This is a genomic window from Bacteroides sp. An19, from assembly GCF_002160215.1.
GTDB lineage: Bacteria > Bacteroidota > Bacteroidia > Bacteroidales > Bacteroidaceae > Phocaeicola > Phocaeicola intestinalis.
This window is the reverse complement of record NZ_NFKD01000034.1, coordinates 28,275-46,720: the sequence shown is the minus strand read 5'-3', so window position 1 is coordinate 46,720 and position 18,446 is coordinate 28,275. Positions and strand designations below refer to the sequence as shown.

The window sequence follows — 18,446 nt, the reverse complement described above, 5'->3', positions numbered from 1 at the left end:
TAACCAAGATCAGGAAGAAAATTAATGCCAGACCGAGAGAAAAACTCAATTTCTCGACTCCGGCTGAGGTCTTTTTCAAAAATATTTCGTAATGTTGCACTCGCTGGTTGACTCTGCCTATTACAAAAAATGTAAGGTCCTTGTGTTTTTCTTGAGCAAATATATGGGAATTAGCACAAAAAGCAGTAAATTTGCACACTCGCCTTGGTAGTTCAACGGATAGAACAAGCGTTTCCTAAACGTTAAATAGGGGTTCGATTCCCCTCCGAGGTACTTTTATTTACTATTTTACTATTTACGATTTACTATTTTAAGCAAATGACAAAATAGTAAATCGTAAAATCGTAAATCAAGGGATGTTTATCAATTTGTGTATCTGAAGGCTTAACCGCCACTGTGGATGCTTCTTTATATACTCAATCACTTCTTCTGTATTTTGGCACGAACATGGCTGTAGGAAATGTTCTTTTGCTTCTATTAATAAATAAGGAGAGACATCTTGTCCGAGATAAACCACTTTCACTTCATCAACATGCTTGACGCGAAGAATTGTTCCTTCTTTTGGAGAACAGGTTACCCAGTCTACCGCTTCGGGCAAGATTTGTGTTCCATTGGTCTCGACAGAAACATATTTGCCGGCTTTGTGCAACATATCAACCAATGCATCGTCTATCCACAACCCCGGCTCTCCTCCAGTCAGAATAACCATCCGGCAGGGATATTTACATACCTCTTCTACAATTTCCTCATCGCTCATTTCCGTTCCTGATTCATGCGATGTATCACAAAAAGCGCACTTCAGATTGCATCCCGAAAAGCGTACAAATACAGCAGGGGTTCCTGCATGTGCCCCTTCTCCTTGCAGGCTATAGAATATTTCGTTAATCTTTCTCATAAATTACCGTATTGCCTTCCGATTCCCTTACTTCCACCTTAAAACAATGTGGTACCTGTTCGCATACCCAACGAGCGATATTTTCTGCCGTCGGATTAAAAGAGAATACTTCATTCAAATGACGGTGATCCATTTGTTCTTTTACTATCTTTTTAATTTTAGAAAAATCAACTACCATACCACACTCGTCCAGCTCCTTGCTGCGGCAATATACGGTGATTATCCAGTTATGTCCATGCAGATTTTCGCACTTGCTGGGATAAGAAAGTGACAGGCTGTGCGAAGCCGATATTTCCATACGTTTGATGACTGTATACATAATGCTTGTTGTTCTAAGATTGTTTATCGTAAAAAACGGTTAGTGCCTAATGTCACCTCGGCACTTTGCAAAGATAAGAAAGAATTTGCATCTGGGCAAACAGGAAGAAAAGAGTCTATATAATAAAGGAGTTAAGCCTATAGCTGATTTTCCACCACCAGACTATTGACTTAACTCCTTTACTTCTTTAATTTCTCAATTCCTTATTATGATATTATCAGGCTTTTCCGGTTTCTTCTTTCTGTCCTTTCCGGCCTCCCAACATCAGGTAAGCCACCGGAGCAGCTACAAACAATGAGGAGAACGTACCGACTACCACACCCAGAATCATTGCAAATGAGAAACTGCGGATGCTGTCGCCTCCCAAGAAGAAAATGATAAGCAATACAATCAACGTACTCTGACCGGTATTCAACGTACGGGCAAGTGTCGTATTCAAAGAATCATTGAACAGTTTTGTACGTTCACGTTTCGGATACAGGTGATAGAACTCGCGCACACGGTCGAATATAACCACCTTGTCGTTAATAGAATAACCGATTACCGTCAATACTGCACCGATAAATGTCTGGTCTACCTCCAATGAGAACGGCATCCAACCGTAACATAAAGAATAAGCACCTACTACCAGCAGCGTATCCACCGCCAATGCAGCCGTTGCACCCACACTATATGCAATGTTGTTGAACCGAATCAAGATATACAGACCGATAGCAATCAAGGCAAAGATGACCGACCATACAGCAGATGTCTTCAAGTCGTCTGCTACGCTCGGACCCACCTTCTGCGAACTGATGATGGAACATCCTTCCGTATTGTCACGGTCAACAAACTGCTCGAGAGTCAAGCCATCGGGCAACAGATTGCCTTCCTTGAAAGCGTTATACAAAATACCTTCTATTTCGGCATCTACATTCGCACCATCCTCGGCTATACGATAGTTGGTGGTCACACGGATACGGTGTCCGTCAGTTCCCAAGGCAATGGCTTGGATATTGGCATCATCCACCTTGTTTTCCAATAAGTCGCGTACGGTTTCTGGCTGAACCACCTTGTCGAACTGTACAACAAAGTTACGTCCACCTGTAAAGTCAATACTGGGCGACAAACCACGAACCACAAACGAAACCACGCATACCAGAATAAGAATACCCCATACGGTAAACGAACGTTTGATGATTCCCATAAAGTTGAAATGCACATTCTGGAACAGGTTCTTCGATATGGAAGTAGAGAATGTCAGGTTACGGAGCTTTCCTTTTGCCAGGAAATGTTCGTAAACCAGACGGGTCATATACACTGCTGTAAAGAACGAGCAGATGATACCGATAATCAATGTGGTAGCAAATCCGCGGATAGGTCCGGTTCCGAAATAGAACAGGATAACACCCGTAATGATAGATGTCAGGTTAGAGTCGAAGATGGCCGAGAAAGCACCTGAATAACCCGCATTGATTGCTTCTTTCATTGTCTTTCCAGCCTTCATCTCTTCCTTGGTACGTTCGTGAATCAACACGTTGGCATCCACCGCCATAGCCAGCGAAAGCACCATACCGGCAATTCCGGACAATGTCAATGCGGCTTGGAACGAAGCCAGAATACCCATCGTAAAGAAGAAGTTGAATATCAGTGCAAAATTGGCAATCATACCTGGAATAAAACCATACATCAGGCAGAGGTAAGCCATCAAGGCAATCAAGGCTACTATAAACGAAACCAATCCCTGATTGATAGACTGCTGTCCGAGCGAAGGTCCTACGATATCTTCCTGTACGATACGGGCAGGAGCCGGCATCTTACCCGACTTCAGCACGTTAGCCAAGTCTTTAGTTACTTCCGGAGTAAAATTACCGGTGATTTCCGAATTACCTCCCGTAATCTCAGAATTTACACGCGGCGCACTATATACATAACCATCCAGTGCAATAGCTATTTCCTTGCCGATATTTTTCTTGGTCAGTGCAGCCCAGCGGCGCGAACCGTCGGTATTCATCGACATTGTTACACAAGGCTTGTTAAACTGGTCGTATGAGTCGCGTGCATCTGTGATGACATCACCTTCCAGCGGAGCACGTCCGTTACGCTCGGTTACGCGGATGGCATACAATTCGAATATGTGTCCCGTCTGGTCCATTTCCGAAGCCTTCACACCCCACATCAACTTCAGGTCACGCGGCAGGATTTCTTTCACTTGCTTCAGATTCAAGATGTTGTTTATGGCAGCTGTATCCTTATAGTCAGCATATCCTACGATAGCTCCTATACCGCTTTGGTTGGGCTGGAAAACAGCCAGCAACGGATGTTCTTTCTTCAGTTGTTCCAAATCGGCGGTGCTTTGAGCTTCGGCCGTCTCTCCCTTCAGTACTGCGGCCAGGCTGTCTTTCGAAGAAAGAGCGGCTTTGGCTTCTTCTTTCTTCATTTCCACCGAGTCGGTCTTCACCGAATCCGTAGCAGTCCCCATCGCAAGACGGGCACGTTCATCGGCCGACATCAATATAGGAACAATATCCTTGGCTTCGTATGTTTCCCAAAACTCCAGATTGGCAGAACCTTGCAGAAGGTTTCTCACACGTTCCGGTTCTTTGATACCCGGCAATTCCACCATGATGCGTCCCATCGAACCTTCTACTGCCTGAATATTGGGCTGAACCACACCGAAACGGTCGATACGTGTACGCAACACGTTATATGAGTTGTCGATGGCAGCCTTCACTTCTTCACGCAAAGCTCTTTCCACTTCAGCATCGGTGCTGCGAGTATTCACCTTGTCCTTCATCTGCTGTGTAGCGAACAGCTCGGCAAGCTTGCCATCGGGAACCAACTTTTTATACTCTCTCACAAACAGTGTGATAAAATCTTCCTGACTGGTCACCTGTTTCTTGGCAGCTTCTGCCACAGCCTTGTTGAAAGCTTCATCAGTCTTGTTGTCGGCAAGCGCCTTCACTACATCCGGCACAGAAACTTCAAGGATGACGTTCATACCACCCTTCAAGTCAAGGCCCAGTCCGATTTCCATCTCACGACATTGTTTCAGCGTATAACTGCCCAGCCATACCTTCTTGTTCATTACCGAATCAAGATAATGTGTCTCGCCTTTCGGATCTTCCTCCGCCTTATTCATGTGATAGCGGGTCACGAAAGAAAACGAAAGGTAGAACAAGCAGACCAGGGTCAGTAATAGCGCAAAAAACTTTACGAATCCTTTGTTTTGCATGTTACTTTAATTTATTATTTACTTTTTAATTAATATGCGTTTATTCAAGGTTGCAAATATAGTTCTTTTCATTTACATGAAGAAAAGGATTTTAATTATTTCGGCATTTCAATGCAAAAAAAGATGGATTTCAACAACAACAGGCATCAAGAAACAATCCTTTTCAGACAAAGAAGTGACCCGATTGCATATAAGTGCGCGGCTCTACGCATATAAGTACATCGGACAACGCACCTATATGCATAAGCCCATGTAAGTAAGTGCTTTCCTCATCTCAAGTTTTCCAGACGGTTCACCGCTCCAAGATGCACCATACGGGATAATGGTCGGAAGCACGGATGCTGCGGTCCACCTTACATTCGAGTACACGAAATGCCGGAGTAGCAAAGATATGGTCGATGCGAAAATAAAAGTGGTTCTGATTATAAGTAAATCCAGGACCGGCACCAGCCTCTACGAATACATCGCACAGCCCTTCACCGATAACCCGATGGGCATACGAAAGGGGAGAATCATTGAAATCACCGCAAACCAGCATATAACGTGAGCGGTTCCGCCGGATAGCCTGTGCCACCGAATCGGCTTGCGGACCCCGGAGTGCCCCAGCATCTGCCAGTTTGCGCAACAGGTATTTGCTCTCGCTCTTCACATTGCCTTCAGTGGGCGACTTCAAGATATCGTTGTACACCTTCTTGTCGTAACTGTCCAATTTATTCGACTCCAGATGGTTATTGATAACTACGATTGTATCTTCGTCCACTTTCAAGCGATACATCACGCTCCCGTTAAACTGACTGGCATACGCAATGCGCTCTTCCGACAAAATGGGATAGCGTGAATAACAAGCCAAGATGTCTCCCCCTTCCGTACGTGTCGTTTTCGAATACGGATAAGCCGCCAATGCTTCCTTTATTTGTGCCTTCGAAGCATGGGCTCCCGGCATAAACTCTTGCAGGCAGATAATGTCTGCCCCACTCTTGCGCAAATAAGCCAATACAGGATTCTCTCCGTCGGTTTCTCCTTTCTCGCCGGCAGCAATGCCCTGTGTGTTATACGTGAGAAATTTCAGGTTCTTCGCTCCTGGCGTACCCTCTTTGATAGAACCTACGGGGAAATATATCCGCAAGCTGTTCCATGCGGCAGCAAAAAACAACAAAGGCAAACACACTCCCCATGGCTTCAGGCAAAGCCAGACGAAACAAAAAGCCAGGTTCAGGCACATAAATATGGGAAAGAACAAACCTGCACACGCTCCTACCGGATGTTCTACCGGAGAAATATAAGGACTATAGGCACAAACCAGAAAGGCTATGCCTATCAATCCATTCGACAAGGCCAAAATGGTCAGTATGAAATGCTTAACGATTTTCATTTCTTGCTTGCATCAAACAGACTTTTCTTTTCGTCTTCGGTCAGACTATTGTAACCTGACTTTCTGAGCTTGTCCAATATACGGTCAATCTCATCAGCACGTGCTTTCTTGCGTGCATTGAAGTCGTAATCTTTTTCTTTGTCTCCATAATGCACTTTCATCTTCGGCTTGCGGGGAGTCTGACGCCAACGACCCGAACAAAAATCTAAAGCCATGTTAATCCATCGGGTTAGGTCGCGCCCCTTTACCAGACCAGAAGCAAACCACCATCCAGCCAAAGCACCTCCCAAATGAGCCAGATGTCCTCCAGCATTGTCTGCAGTCATAAACAACAGGTCGAGCACTACCATAAAGATAGCTACATATTTCAAGCGTACCGTTCCGATAAACATAAATTGTACGGAATAATCGGGCTCACGCACCGCCGTAGCCACTACTATGGCAAGTACTGATGCCGAAGCTCCCAGCAAGTATGAAAAAGCGACTGCATCCCGGAAGTAAGGGAAAAGATTATAAGCCACCATATAAAGTACCGCACCGGCTATGCCTCCCAACACGTATAATCCACGCAGGTGTCTTGCCGAGAAAAAGTTCAGGAACAGCCGTCCGAACCAATACAGCCACAACATATTGAACAGGATGTGCAAAATACCGGCATGCATGAACATATAGCTCAGTACCGACCAAGGCTGGCGGATAAATCTCTCCAACGATGCCGGAAACATGAGGTAATTCATCCACTGTTGTCCTCCCCCCATATTAAATAAGGTAAGGAAAAGGTTCACCAGGGCAACAAGCAAAAACACGCCGACATTAATGTAAATAAGTTGGGTCACAATATCCCCACGCCTGAAGTTCTCTTTCAGGTTAGTAATAAATCTGCTGTCCGCCGCCATTTTTCTTTCTCCAATAAATGATTAATATGAATCCAAAAAGCATGCCTCCCAAATGAGCGAAGTGTGCCACCCCGTCTCCCCCACTGATGCCCAGCACCAGTTCGAGTACGGCATAACCAATAACAAAGTATTTCGCCTTGATAGGCATCGGTATCGGAAAGATGAACATCTCGCTATTGGGAAACAGCATACCGAAAGCCAGCAAGATGGCATATACAGCCCCGGATGCTCCCACAGTGGTCAGCATATTCAAGTATTCTGCCATCGAAATGACACCCATACCGGTATCTACCCCATCGTATTGTGACAAACTCACTACATACTCGATGTATTGCACCGCTTCCTGTATCAGTCCGGCGCCGATACCGCACAAGATGTAATAGAATAAGAACCGCTTCGGTCCCCAAACATTTTCCAACGTACGTCCGAACATCCAGACTGCAAACATATTGAAGAAAATATGTTGGAAATTGGCATGCATGAACATATAGGTAATCAGCTGTGCCGGGTTGAAATCAGATGCCAGGAAGAAATGCAGCCCCAACATATCGTTCAAGTCGATTCCGTACCGTTTTGCCACGACATAGCCAAAAAAACACAGTACATTGATAATCAGTAGATTTTTTGTTACAGTTGGCATATTGTTCATATCGTTGTATTCTTTAGTTTTTAAGTTTATAAGTTTTTAAGTTTATAAGTTTTTAAGTTTATAAGTTTTTAAGTTTATAAGTTTTCAAGTTTAATTCTTCATTCATCATTCTTCATTATAAAAGCTTTCCTTCAGCACCAGTAATCCTTCGGGTCCCATATTGAATAACAAATCGATGATGCTTAGGTTCGGAAGGAAACCGGTTTGCGCATCGAACACCTGATAATAAGGCTTAGGCACGAACCGCGGGTCATTAGCCTCAAAAGGCTTTTTCGGATGAATCCGTTCGCGGAAGTCTTCTACCCCTTCGGGTGATACACAAAAATCATCAGTAGGTACAATGCAAGGTTGCATATCCAGTTGCCTGCATATCCACTGGCACAAGCCGGCATTGAAATCATACAAGAAAGTATACCTCCGCTTGTAAAACTCCTGGAATTCATCAGCATAATAATCAAAGAACGGGCTGTGCTTATAGCCCGCCACAAATGCATTCCAATGCACATGCCGCCAGTTCCCATGGTCGGAAATGCGCACATCTTTCATCAAACATTTCTGTTCGTCACTCTTTTCGGTAGGAATGGTCAGAGCCAACGGTCCTGCCGCCGAAGCGATAACACACCGGTTCCGGTAAGTCTGTTTCGCATAATGGTCGAACCGTTCCACATATACCTTATCATACGCATAGAGTTTCGTATAATACTCTACCGGTGCCAGATACGCCGAACTTAACAATATTTCTTTTTCCATTCTCTATTCTACACGTTGTAAGAAACGCCCCTTCCGGGTAGTAAACCAAATGCGCCACGCTTTGCCGATGATGCATTCTTCGGGCACAAAGCCAAACAAACGAGAGTCGGCAAGATTAACCGGGTCATTCGAAGCCATCCAATAATAATCCTTACTGAATGTGTACGAGCGTACCGGCTTGCCTTCCACCCACAAGGTATCTCCCTGCACGGTGGCATTTTTCCCCTCATGCGACACAATGGTGTTGCAAAGCAATACCGCATTCCAAGGATAGACCATCACCGGAATACCTTTTTCGGGCACCACATAAGGATGTACCTCCTTTGCTAGTTTGGCATTCAACGGTGTAAAAATTACCTTCCCTTTTCCCTTTTGCGCAACGAGATACAGTTCATATCGGCTGAAGCTCCGGATGAAATCGCCTTCCTCGGTATATCCCACCAAAGGATTCTCAGAAATACCTACTGCCTTCAATATTGCCTGTACAGTATCTTCTTGTGCCGAAGGATATACATACAAAGCTTTGTTGTCGGGACTCCAGACTTCATTTTCCGCATCAATCAGCTCGCGGTTCAACAACAATGTATCTCCAGCCCTACCTATACAACGGCTGATAAACACACCACGCCCCTCCATCCATCGGGACGGATTACCCGGACTTGGGTCGTTGAACAAGACTATATCTCCTTTCCTGATATCGCAAGAACCGATACGGTAGTATCCGAATACCGATGGAAAAGGCATACGCAAACCGTAGCTCCACTTGTTCACCAATACCCCTTCGCCTTCGTAAAGGCTGTTTTCCATTCCCGACGAAGGAATAAAGCAAGACGTGACAAGGAAAGCTTTCACCAATACTACCGCCAGCACACATCCGGCAATTCCTTTCAGTATGGTTTTCCAGCTTGCATTCATATAATTAATCAGGTACTGGCTGACCAGGTTTTCAATACATCAGGTATCTAAAGCCTGGCCAACCCGTACACGCTATGTTATTTTATCGAATCCACAAACTTAAACAACCGGTTCCAACGAACCTTACCGTCCAGCCATCCACGGTCTTGATCCAAGGACAACCAGATAAATATCGGCTTGCCCACAATATGGTCTTCAGGCACAAAGCCCCAAAAACGGGAATCGGCCGAATTATGCCGGTTATCACCCATCATCCAGTAATAATCCATTTTAAATGTATAACGGGTGGTCTCCTGTCCGTTGATATAGATTCTACCCTCCTTTACTTCCAAGGTATTTCCCTCGTAAGCATGGATCGGACGTTCATAAAAAGGCAGGTTGTCCAAAGTCAAGTCGATGGTCTCCCCCTTCTTTGGAATCCATATCGGACCATAATTGTCAAGTGTCCATCCGGTCACCTTATTTACGGGGTAAAGTCCTTCGATAGCCTCATCAGGCATGTTTTCGATAGAGACCACGATATCCTTGCGTGCCAAAAGACCTGCTTTCGCCTTCTCCGTCAACGGTATATTATAAACAGATTCCTCGGGATAATACATAGCCCGGTCCTCTGCACTGATACCCAGTTCGTGACACAGGTCATCGGGTAACATGCCTTTCGTATGTACGATATAGCGGTATTGTACATTGTCGGGCTCTTTGTTTGCCTTACCGTCCAGATATACAATGCGGTCTTTTATCTGAAGCGTCTGCCCCGGAAGTCCGACACAACGTTTCACATAATTCTCACGCCGGTCTACCGGACGTGCGATGACTTTTCCATATAGTTGCGGGTTTTCATCGATATACTTGCGTCCGGCTGCGTAATAATAATCAAATACTTGCCGTTGCTGCTCGGCATCCAAGCGCGAGAAATCGACCTGTTGTGACAATTGTCTGCCTGCATCATAACTCAACCGGTACAAGTCATCAGCAGGTATGGCTGTAGCCACGCTATCTCCTGCCGGGAAATTAAAGACCACGATATCATTCAGTTTTACCGTACCCAATCCGCCCACACGCTTGTAATCCCAATGAATCCATTCCAGATACGACTTACAATTGAAGACCGGAAGCGTGTGCTGAGTGAGCGGCATATGCAAAGGAGTCTGTGGAATACGAGCCCCATAACTCATCTTGCTTACGAACAAATAGTCGCCTACCAACAATGATTTCTCCAACGAAGAAGAAGGAATAACATAGTTCTGGAAAAAATACAGGTTGACGAAATAAACCGCTACCAATGCAAACACAATGGCATCTACCCACCCCATTACCGTGAGCACCGCCTTATTCTTCGATTTTTTCCACCACGTCCAAGGTATTTTCTTGGTGATATAGGCATCGAAGATAAAAGGGATGACGACTATACCCAGCCAGCTTTTCAGCCAGATGAGAAAGAGAATGTATAAAAACAAGACAATGCCGAATTTCACCCATTGCCTGCGCGATGCTTGTATCATACCCGATCCTTAAAATTGAAATAAGTCATTCATTCCCAAAAAGCCTTCGTGAACAGCTGTATATTCAGCAGCCAGCACAGCCCCCAAGGCAAACCCTTTCCGGTTTTTTGCATCGTGTGTAATGATGATGGAATCGGCTTCCGATTCGTAGCGGATAGTATGGATACCCGGCACTTCATCCCGCCGGATAGCACTGACCGGCAATTCATCTGGAGCACACTCCGTCGTTCCACTTACAGTACCGTCGGGAGCAGTTAAGGTACCCATTACCCATTTACTCTTACGGTCCAGGTTTTCCAGGATACCTTCGGCAAGTGTGATGGCTGTACCGCTGGGTGCGTCCACCTTATGGATATGATGTGTTTCCACCATCGAAACATCATAGTTGGGAAAACGGTTCATTATCTTAGCCAGATACTTGTTAACCGCCGAGAATATAGCTACCCCCAGGCTGAAATTGGATGACCAGAACAACGTCTTTCCTTCTTCCTTGCACAAGCGGCGCACCTCATCACCGTGTTCACCCATCCAGCCAGTACTACCTGATACAACTTTCACTCCTTGCTTGAAAGCCTCCATACAATTGCCGTATGCCACTGCAGGAGCTGTAAACTCAATAGCTACGTCTGCCGAGCGGAAAGCATCAGAATCGATGTCCTGATGATTGTCCACATCTATGATACTTACTATTTCATGTCCGCGGGAAAGAGCGACCTTTTCTATCTCTTTACCCATCTTTCCATATCCGATTAATGCTATTTTCATAAATAAATCAATTAAATTCAGCCACAAAGATAGCGTTTTTCGTTATTAATCATTACATTTAGCGAACATTTACACCTCATTAACATGGAACAACTCTTACATTACGTGTGGAAACACAAACTTTTTGCCCTTCAGCCGCTACAAACAACCGATGGACAAACAGTGGAAATCATCGACGTGGGACTGCCCAATATACATGCAGGCCCTGATTTCTTCAACGCCAAAATCAAGTTAAACGGTGTGCTGTGGGTAGGCAACGTGGAAATACATCTGCAAGCATCCGACTGGTTTGCCCACCGGCACCACCTTGACCCGGCATACGATTCAGTCATTCTGCATGTAGCTTCACGAATGGATGCCTCCCCAGTCCGTACCAACGGCGAACCTATCCCGCAAATGGAGCTGCATTGCCCGCCAGCCTTGCTTGCCCATTACGAACAATTGCTGCAGGAAGACCGTTATCCGGCTTGTCATGAACTGATTCCTTCCCTATCAGCGTTCTTCTTGCACAGCTGGCTATCCGCCTTGCAAGTAGAACGGTTCGAAAGCAAGACAGAACAAATACACCAGCGACTGAAAGCCTGCAACAGCGACTGGGAAAATGCTTTCTTTATCACTCTGGCGCGCAATTTTGGTTTCGGAGTGAATAGTGACACCTTCGAATTATGGGCAAAAACCGTACCTTTAACAGCAGTCAACAAGCACCGCGATAGTCTATTTCAGGTAGAAGCCCTATTTTTCGGACAAGCCGGACTGTTGCAGGAGCTTCCGATAGACACTTATACCGAAGCCTTGATAAAAGAATATGCTTACCTCAGCCATAAATTCGGACTTACTCCCTCGGCAGACTGCCATTGGCGTTTTCTCCGGCTGCGTCCGGGCAATTTTCCACATATACGTATTGCCCAATTGGCTTGCCTGTACCATCGTTCACAAGGATTACTTTCTCAACTGATGGAAACAGACAACCTGAAGCAAGTACGTGAACTGCTCCGAGGAGGTACTTCCGAGTACTGGCTGACACACTATACATTCGGCGAAATTTCTCCCGCTCATCCGAAAACGTTAAGCAACAATTCTATCGACTTGCTTATCATCAACACGGTAGTTCCTTTTCTATATGCGTATGGCAAACACAAAGCGAACGAAGCCCTTTGCCAACGTGCCAACCGCTTCCTCGAAGAACTGAAACCGGAAAACAATTACATCATCCGGACTTGGCAGGAATGTGGACTGAAAGCCAACCATGCCGGAGACAGCCAGGCGCTTATCCAACTCAAAAAGAACTATTGCGACCCAAAGAAATGCTTGTATTGCAGAATCGGGTACGAATATATGAAAAAGGTAACGAGGTAACAAGGTGACGAGGTGACAAGGTTTTAAATACCTTTACTATCCGAGGCCTTGTTTACTTGCCAACTTAAAAACTCAATAACTTAAAAACTCAATAACTTAAAAACTCAATAACTTAAAAACTCAATAACTCATGAAATATATCTATGAACTGAAAATGAAAGTACGCGACTATGAATGCGATCTGCAAGGTATCGTAAACAACGCTAACTACCAACATTACATTGAACACACCCGGCATGAATTTTTATTGTCTGCCGGCATCAGTTTTGCCAAACTTCATACAGAAGGTATTGATCCGGTAGTAGCACGGCTGACCATGGCATTCAAGACACCACTGAAAAGCGGAGACGAATTTGTTTCCAAACTCTATCTGAAGAAAGAAGGCATCAAATATGTCTTCTACCAAGATATTTTCCGTTTGCCTGATATGAAAATAGCCATTAAATCAACAGTTGAAACCGTATGCCTCATCAACGGACGGCTGAGTGACAGTGAACTTTTCAACAACCTTTTTGCACCTTATTTCAACGAATGAACACACAAGAAACACTTTACCGGCTTGCCTTGACCCAACTGCCCGGCATCGGCATCAATCATGCCCACAATCTGCTACAAGCGGCAGGGAATGCCACCTTTCTCTTTACACATACCAAAGAGTTACGCGACTTACTACCCCAAGTCAGCCCCAGACTTCTACAAGCATTCGACCATCCGGAAATACTTCGCAGATGTGAAGCCGAACTTACTTTTGCCGAGAAAAACCACATTGCCTGCCTTACCTCCGATGACGAAGACTACCCTTCCCGGTTACGCGAGTGTAGTGATGCTCCACTGGTCTTGTTTTATCAAGGCAATGCCGACCTAAACAGCCGCCACATCATCAGTATGGTAGGTACACGCAATGCCACAGGTTATGGCAAAGCCTTGTGCGACCGCTTCATACACGACCTGCAAGAACTGATGCCTGATACTCTTATCGTCAGTGGGCTGGCATACGGCATTGACATCCATGCCCATCGCGCAGCCTTGCAGTACCAATTGGATACAATAGGTGTACTGGCACACGGACTAGACCGGATTTATCCATATATTCACCGGCATACGGCTATTGAAATGACAACCCACGGTGGACTGCTGACCGAATTTATGAGCGGAACAAATCCCGACAGACAGAACTTCGTAAAACGGAACCGGATTGTAGCAGGTATCAGTGACGCTACTATCGTAGTAGAATCGGCATTGAAAGGAGGCTCACTGATTACTGCCGAAATAGCCGACAGTTATCATCGGGATTGTTTTGCCTTTCCCGGACGGGTAGACGATACTTACTCTGAAGGCTGCAACCGGCTTATCTACTCCAACCGTGCCATTTTACTTCAAAGCGCCGAAGAACTGGTGAAAGCAATGAACTGGAACCGCCCCAAAGAAATACCGGCGGCTATCCAGCGGCAACTGTTTCCCGAACTGAACGCGGAAGAGACACAAGTAGTACAACTCCTTCAAAAACAAACCGAAGGCATGCAAGTGAATAGCTTAGTAGTAGAAAGCAATATCCCCATAACCCGCATGAGTGGCATCCTCTTCGAACTGGAATTAAAAGGTATCATCCGCAATTATGCCGGAGGTGTTTACAAGCTGGTCTGAAAAATAATGAAGGATAAGAAGCTGTTTTGAATTTATCGTGCGATGATTTGGGATGAGTTTTTGAGGCATTTTTGCTTCTGTGATGAGGAAGATAGCGGGCTATCTGACGAAGAACAGGAGCGAAAAGGACCAAAAAATCGCCCAAAGCACACACGAAAACGGATACATCAAGCCAAGAAAACTTTTTGGAGAAATTCAAAACAGCTTCTAAAGATAAAGAATGTATGCCAAGCCAAATTTGCAAGGATTCTTTATGCTAAATCCTTCATTCTTCATTTATAAAATCGTATCTTTGCACTTGTAATATTCAAAAAATATGGGTATGAAAACACACCTTTATTACTACATCGCAATTGTATGCATCATTCTCGGAACTTCATGCACCTCCGGGCAAAAACAGCATGCGACCGAAGAACACACGTCCATACAAAAAGAAAATGTAGCCACACAACCAGACAAAGCACAGTTCCCTTTCCCCGACATTCCAGTGATGTTGACTGAGCCGGAAGAACGTCGTGAATTTCTATTGGCACACTATTGGGATAATTTCAACTTCTCCGACACGACTTTACTTAATAACCGTGACATAACTGAACAAGGATTCGTCAATCACATCTCGTTACTGGCAGATGGTGAAAGTTCTTCACAAGAAATCACAAAGAGTCTGGATGCTCTCTGCTCGCATATAGAACAGCAACGGGAAGCGTGCAAAACATTCATGCATTTGTTCGACGAATATTTATACAATCCCAACTCACCCTTATACAACGAAGCATTGTATCTTGTTTACCTGAACCGTATGCTGCAAAGCAAAACCATAGACGATGCGACTAAAAGCACATTGGCTTTCAAACAAAAGCTCATCAGCCGGAACCAGCCTGGTACACTTGCTTCTGACTTTACGTATTATCTACCCAACGGACAGGCAAGCAAACTTCATCAAACTCCAGCCTCAAACAACCGTCTGCTGCTGATATTCTATGATCCGGAATGCCCCAGTTGTCATGAAATCATGCAAGACATGCTGCACGACCAGACCTTGGCAGATGCTGTAACCGATGGGAAACTCACCGTATTGGCCATTTACACCGAAGGTAATCCAGAAGCATGGCGTAGCGATCTCTCCAACCTCCCGGCCAACTGGATGGTAGGCACCGACCGTGAGGCTATCAAGCTAAACGCCCTCTATGACCTGAAAGCCATGCCATCGCTTTACCTGCTTGATGGGAATAAAAAAGTCATTTTGAAAGATGCCCCCTACGCACGTATCCGTGCCGCATTACATTTTTAAGACATCAAGACGAGAAAAACTTTTTGGAGAAATTCAAAACAGTTTCTTCTATGTCATAGGCGGTGCAGGTATGTTCTAATTGGATAAGAGGACATGAATGGCATTTTCTTGTTTGTATGCAAAAATGCAGAATCTTGTCCAGATATGCGAACAAAAAAGAAAAAAATGCGTACTATGAGATGTTGGTAATACCATCATTTTTCTATCTCATGATAAATGGAATCAATTTCCTGTTGAAGCTGGATTATTTTTTCTTTTTGTTTATGTCTGTCCTGTACATTTATTACAATACCTGTTATATTTCCCATCAGCAACAGGATAAGTATCCCTATTAAAAGTTGGTTGTAATTAGTTTCGAGCCAGTATTTAAACATAATTCTACAAAAAATTTTTCTCGTCTTAGAAGCTGTTTTGAATTTATCGTGCGATGATTTGGGATGAGTTTTTGAAGCATTTTCGCTTCTGTGATGAGGAAGATAGCGGGCTATTTGACGAATAAAATCGGGAAAACAGACCGGAAACAAACGCAAAAGAACCTGATAGAATATTACTTTATTGGAAAATTTAAACGAGCTCTTAGAAGCTGTTTTGAATTTATCGTGCGATGATTTGGAATGAGTTTTTGAGGCATTTTCGCTTCTGTGATGAGGAAGATAGCGGGCTATCTGACGAAGAACAGAAGCGGAAAGGACCAAAAAATCGCCCAAAGCACACACGAAAACGAACACATCAAGCCAAGAAAAACTTTTTGGAGAAATTCAAAACAGCTTCTTAATGTTTCCGATGATTTTTCAATAATGCCTGGTGCCGTTCCATAGCTTCCGGGCAATTCCGCCTCACATACCCTCCTAAGCTATTGTAGACCAATCCCAATTTTTGTGCAATGGATTTCAGGTTTTCAGTTGTGGTTTCGTATAGCCGGATTGCCTCAGCATATTTTTCAGCTGCAAGTTTTGAAACATATTTCCCATCAGCGGTTTTCATCATGCCGTACCGCATGGCAAGCTCAGGTTCATGTTCTTTCAGGTACATTCTGAAAGTTTCAGGGTGCAGGCCAAAGTTGGTTGCAGCCTGCTGTATCGATTTACTTCCTGCTTTCAGGCTGGCTATGGCATCGGCATATTTACTCGCAGATGATTTCAGGTAACGTTTGGTTTGTTTTAAGTCTATACAGTCACGATCCACTGTTGCAATGTTGACTCCTCTACGTTCCAACATCAAATCGCGGTGCCATGTGCGCAGGTAATACCGGAAACCTTCCAGTGGGACGCCTGTCTGCTGTACAATGTCTTTTACTATCATGCTTGTATGCTTATACAGTTCCAGGGCTTTCTTATATTTCTCCACGGTCTCAGGTTCAGGTATATGTTTCCGTCCGTTTCCAGACGGATGGCCTATCCGGTTATGACGTTTGGCTTTTTCCCGTTCGGCAGAACGTTTTCTGATAACTGCTTTATGATAGAAACGCATGTATTGGCTCAGTCCGCCCAATGACACTTTACAATCTTCTGCCACTTCAGAAATAGTCTTTTCTGTCGTATTATACATTTTTACCGCTTTGTCATACATCTCTACAGAATGCCGGCGGGCTCCTCGTTTTTTGTTGTCACCGATACCTCGTTTCATTCTTTCTTTTTCCCTGCGTTCCAGTATGTCGGAATAATGCAAACGTAAAAAATTACCCAGACCGGTTTCGCTGACTCCAAACATACGGGCTATTTCCGAAATGTTCAGTCGGATATATGTCAGACTGTCGCAAGCCGCTACCGCATCCTTATATTTCTGGTGCGAACTGGGACGTTGTCCTTTCTTTGGACGAAGCTTGACAGGTACTTCTGTTTCTTTTATTCCATACCGTTTTAAGACCAACCACCGGTGGTAGCGATACAGATAGGCACGGAATCCGGCAACAGCGACCTGACATTCTTTAGCTATTTCCGCACCAGTCAAATCTGTTTCAGCATAGAGCTGAAGAGCTTTCTCGTATTTTTCATGGATAGACATAATGACAGGAATCTATTTGCCTGGAAACTTCTTTCATTATATGTTGACATTTGTTTTCGATAAGCACAGAGAGTGCGTAAAGCCATTCATCGCTATCCGCACGCAGTTTCAACAGGCAAGCAGACATAAATCTGACAACAGCTTTCATCGTGTCCCAGTCTGCCGGATATGCCTTGGTAATGCCTGCTTGTTCATACAGCATGCCTGCTTGTTTTACTATACAGGTATCTATGTTGCCTTTCAATGGCACCCGCATACGGTAGTAATGATAAATGGCGCAAATAATATTATCGTAAGCATCATCCAAGAACATATAAGAATTGCCGTTCAATACCCGGAGTCGTTGCAAAGCCTTGCAGACAGAAAGGTTCTGCCATTGCCCGTCGGTATCCCAGTCGATTATCCATTTTTCCAGTTGTTGCCTGAAACGCAAGAAACATTCTTCTCCTGCCGATTCGTCAGATAAAGGGTAACAAGAACAAGCCACACACCACAACCATTGGGGAATATCCCAGTTTTTTACTATCCGGCTTTTCTGTTCTACGAATTGCCACATCTGTCTGTAGCATGTATCCTGCCATTGCGAGTCCAGGACGCCGGGCGCATAAGCTAACGACTGCATTACGTCTGTCAACCGGCATGCGCCGATGATATCTGCTCTTTTATATCGATTGCTGCAAGTCTTATACAATTCTTTCATTCGGGTAAAATACTTTTCCCGTTTTCCATAAATAGAATCTAAAGCATCGGTTACAATCATTCCATATAAGGAAATATGAATCCGGGAAAGTGATTCAAGCCCCCAAACTGACAGGTTATGGCAGGGCAAATTCAAAATCCATTGGGCGTATTTTTGTAAATCGAAATCCATGAA

Annotated in this window: 18 protein-coding genes and 1 tRNA gene; 7 read left to right on the top strand and 12 right to left on the bottom strand. The window is 44.6% G+C overall.

Annotated elements, in window-relative coordinates:
• Nucleotides 1-201 precede the first annotated feature (201 nt).
• Nucleotides 202-273: transfer RNA gene (locus B5F25_RS12925), tRNA-Arg, on the top strand.
• Between the two features lie 76 nt (nt 274-349).
• Here B5F25_RS12925 and B5F25_RS12920 read toward each other — a convergent pair.
• The 10 genes from B5F25_RS12920 to dapB form a co-directional block, all read right to left on the bottom strand.
• Nucleotides 350-895, bottom strand: coding sequence for a 7-carboxy-7-deazaguanine synthase QueE (locus B5F25_RS12920; RefSeq protein WP_087207113.1), 546 nt, complete (start codon nt 893-895; stop codon nt 350-352).
• Entirely contained in the window at nt 882-1,214 is a 333-nt protein-coding gene (gene queD / locus B5F25_RS12915; RefSeq protein ID WP_022039288.1) for a 6-carboxytetrahydropterin synthase QueD, read from the bottom strand. Before queD ends, B5F25_RS12920 begins: the two co-directional genes overlap by 14 nt.
• Nucleotides 1,215-1,431: 217 nt before the next feature.
• Entirely contained in the window at nt 1,432-4,428 is a 2,997-nt protein-coding gene (gene secDF / locus B5F25_RS12910) for a protein translocase subunit SecDF (RefSeq protein ID WP_087207117.1), read from the bottom strand.
• A 292-nt stretch (nt 4,429-4,720) separates the two neighbouring features.
• Nucleotides 4,721-5,800 carry an endonuclease/exonuclease/phosphatase family protein gene (locus B5F25_RS12905; RefSeq protein WP_087250004.1) on the bottom strand — a complete coding sequence of 360 codons (1,080 nt, stop codon included), beginning with the start codon at nt 5,798-5,800 and terminating at the stop codon, nt 4,721-4,723.
• Nucleotides 5,797-6,696 (bottom strand): rhomboid family intramembrane serine protease, encoded by a 900-nt coding sequence (locus B5F25_RS12900; RefSeq protein ID WP_087250003.1) that lies wholly within the window; start codon nt 6,694-6,696, stop codon nt 5,797-5,799. Before B5F25_RS12900 ends, B5F25_RS12905 begins: the two co-directional genes overlap by 4 nt.
• Nucleotides 6,668-7,345: a rhomboid family intramembrane serine protease gene (locus B5F25_RS12895; RefSeq protein WP_087207123.1), complete on the bottom strand. Its 678-nt coding sequence runs from the start codon at nt 7,343-7,345 to the stop codon at nt 6,668-6,670. Before B5F25_RS12895 ends, B5F25_RS12900 begins: the two co-directional genes overlap by 29 nt.
• 105 nt (nt 7,346-7,450) lie before the next feature.
• Nucleotides 7,451-8,095 (bottom strand): WbqC family protein, encoded by a 645-nt coding sequence (locus B5F25_RS12890; protein ID WP_087250001.1) that lies wholly within the window; start codon nt 8,093-8,095, stop codon nt 7,451-7,453.
• A 3-nt stretch (nt 8,096-8,098) separates the two neighbouring features.
• The gene (locus B5F25_RS12885; protein WP_087249999.1) at nt 8,099-9,010 is read right to left on the bottom strand and encodes a S26 family signal peptidase; all 912 of its coding nucleotides are present in this window, start codon (nt 9,008-9,010) and stop codon (nt 8,099-8,101) included.
• Nucleotides 9,011-9,087: 77 nt separating this feature from the next.
• Nucleotides 9,088-10,512: a S26 family signal peptidase gene (locus B5F25_RS12880; RefSeq protein WP_022039295.1), complete on the bottom strand. Its 1,425-nt coding sequence runs from the start codon at nt 10,510-10,512 to the stop codon at nt 9,088-9,090.
• 9 nt (nt 10,513-10,521) lie between these two features.
• Nucleotides 10,522-11,277 carry a 4-hydroxy-tetrahydrodipicolinate reductase gene (dapB, locus tag B5F25_RS12875; RefSeq protein ID WP_022039296.1) on the bottom strand — a complete coding sequence of 252 codons (756 nt, stop codon included), beginning with the start codon at nt 11,275-11,277 and terminating at the stop codon, nt 10,522-10,524.
• Between the two features lie 84 nt (nt 11,278-11,361).
• On the opposite strand from dapB, the gene B5F25_RS12870 reads away from it, so the two are divergent.
• From B5F25_RS12870 to B5F25_RS21810, 6 genes are all read left to right on the top strand, one after another.
• On the top strand, nt 11,362-12,633 hold the full coding sequence (locus B5F25_RS12870) for a DUF2851 family protein (RefSeq protein WP_022039297.1): 1,272 nt from the start codon (nt 11,362-11,364) through the stop codon (nt 12,631-12,633).
• Nucleotides 12,634-12,763: 130 nt separating this feature from the next.
• Nucleotides 12,764-13,168, top strand: a complete 405-nt coding sequence (locus B5F25_RS12865) for an acyl-CoA thioesterase (RefSeq protein ID WP_022039298.1) — start codon at nt 12,764-12,766, stop codon at nt 13,166-13,168.
• Nucleotides 13,165-14,277, top strand: a complete 1,113-nt coding sequence (gene dprA / locus B5F25_RS12860; protein ID WP_087249997.1) for a DNA-processing protein DprA — start codon at nt 13,165-13,167, stop codon at nt 14,275-14,277. Before B5F25_RS12865 ends, dprA begins: the two co-directional genes overlap by 4 nt.
• A 42-nt stretch (nt 14,278-14,319) precedes the next feature.
• Entirely contained in the window at nt 14,320-14,559 is a 240-nt protein-coding gene (locus tag B5F25_RS21815) for a hypothetical protein (protein ID WP_158100045.1), read from the top strand.
• Nucleotides 14,560-14,599: 40 nt separating this feature from the next.
• Entirely contained in the window at nt 14,600-15,568 is a 969-nt protein-coding gene (locus tag B5F25_RS12855; protein WP_087213079.1) for a DUF5106 domain-containing protein, read from the top strand.
• Nucleotides 15,569-16,172: 604 nt separating this feature from the next.
• Nucleotides 16,173-16,343 (top strand): hypothetical protein, encoded by a 171-nt coding sequence (locus B5F25_RS21810; protein WP_158100044.1) that lies wholly within the window; start codon nt 16,173-16,175, stop codon nt 16,341-16,343.
• Here B5F25_RS21810 and B5F25_RS12845 read toward each other — a convergent pair.
• The gene (locus tag B5F25_RS12845; protein WP_087249993.1) at nt 16,340-17,572 is read right to left on the bottom strand and encodes a hypothetical protein; all 1,233 of its coding nucleotides are present in this window, start codon (nt 17,570-17,572) and stop codon (nt 16,340-16,342) included. The genes B5F25_RS21810 and B5F25_RS12845 overlap by 4 nt on opposite strands.
• The gene (locus B5F25_RS12840; protein WP_140406938.1) at nt 17,559-18,443 is read right to left on the bottom strand and encodes a hypothetical protein; all 885 of its coding nucleotides are present in this window, start codon (nt 18,441-18,443) and stop codon (nt 17,559-17,561) included. Before B5F25_RS12840 ends, B5F25_RS12845 begins: the two co-directional genes overlap by 14 nt.
• Nucleotides 18,444-18,446 lie beyond the last annotated feature (3 nt).

Bases quoted from the DNA above. Each gene is read 5' to 3' on its own strand.
- B5F25_RS12920 (WP_087207113.1), bottom strand. From the start codon at position 895: ATGAGAAAGATTAACGAAATATTCTATAGCCTGCAAGGAGAAGGGGCA.
- queD (WP_022039288.1), bottom strand. From the start codon at position 1,214: ATGTATACAGTCATCAAACGTATGGAAATATCGGCTTCGCACAGCCTG.
- secDF (WP_087207117.1), bottom strand. From the start codon at position 4,428: ATGCAAAACAAAGGATTCGTAAAGTTTTTTGCGCTATTACTGACCCTG.
- B5F25_RS12905 (WP_087250004.1), bottom strand. From the start codon at position 5,800: ATGAAAATCGTTAAGCATTTCATACTGACCATTTTGGCCTTGTCGAAT.
- B5F25_RS12900 (WP_087250003.1), bottom strand. From the start codon at position 6,696: ATGGCGGCGGACAGCAGATTTATTACTAACCTGAAAGAGAACTTCAGG.
- B5F25_RS12895 (WP_087207123.1), bottom strand. From the start codon at position 7,345: ATGAACAATATGCCAACTGTAACAAAAAATCTACTGATTATCAATGTA.
- B5F25_RS12890 (WP_087250001.1), bottom strand. From the start codon at position 8,095: ATGGAAAAAGAAATATTGTTAAGTTCGGCGTATCTGGCACCGGTAGAG.
- B5F25_RS12885 (WP_087249999.1), bottom strand. From the start codon at position 9,010: ATGAATGCAAGCTGGAAAACCATACTGAAAGGAATTGCCGGATGTGTG.
- B5F25_RS12880 (WP_022039295.1), bottom strand. From the start codon at position 10,512: ATGATACAAGCATCGCGCAGGCAATGGGTGAAATTCGGCATTGTCTTG.
- dapB (WP_022039296.1), bottom strand. From the start codon at position 11,277: ATGAAAATAGCATTAATCGGATATGGAAAGATGGGTAAAGAGATAGAA.
- B5F25_RS12870 (WP_022039297.1), top strand. From the start codon at position 11,362: ATGGAACAACTCTTACATTACGTGTGGAAACACAAACTTTTTGCCCTT.
- B5F25_RS12865 (WP_022039298.1), top strand. From the start codon at position 12,764: ATGAAATATATCTATGAACTGAAAATGAAAGTACGCGACTATGAATGC.
- dprA (WP_087249997.1), top strand. From the start codon at position 13,165: ATGAACACACAAGAAACACTTTACCGGCTTGCCTTGACCCAACTGCCC.
- B5F25_RS21815 (WP_158100045.1), top strand. From the start codon at position 14,320: ATGATTTGGGATGAGTTTTTGAGGCATTTTTGCTTCTGTGATGAGGAA.
- B5F25_RS12855 (WP_087213079.1), top strand. From the start codon at position 14,600: ATGAAAACACACCTTTATTACTACATCGCAATTGTATGCATCATTCTC.
- B5F25_RS21810 (WP_158100044.1), top strand. From the start codon at position 16,173: ATGATTTGGAATGAGTTTTTGAGGCATTTTCGCTTCTGTGATGAGGAA.
- B5F25_RS12845 (WP_087249993.1), bottom strand. From the start codon at position 17,572: ATGTCTATCCATGAAAAATACGAGAAAGCTCTTCAGCTCTATGCTGAA.
- B5F25_RS12840 (WP_140406938.1), bottom strand. From the start codon at position 18,443: ATGGATTTCGATTTACAAAAATACGCCCAATGGATTTTGAATTTGCCC.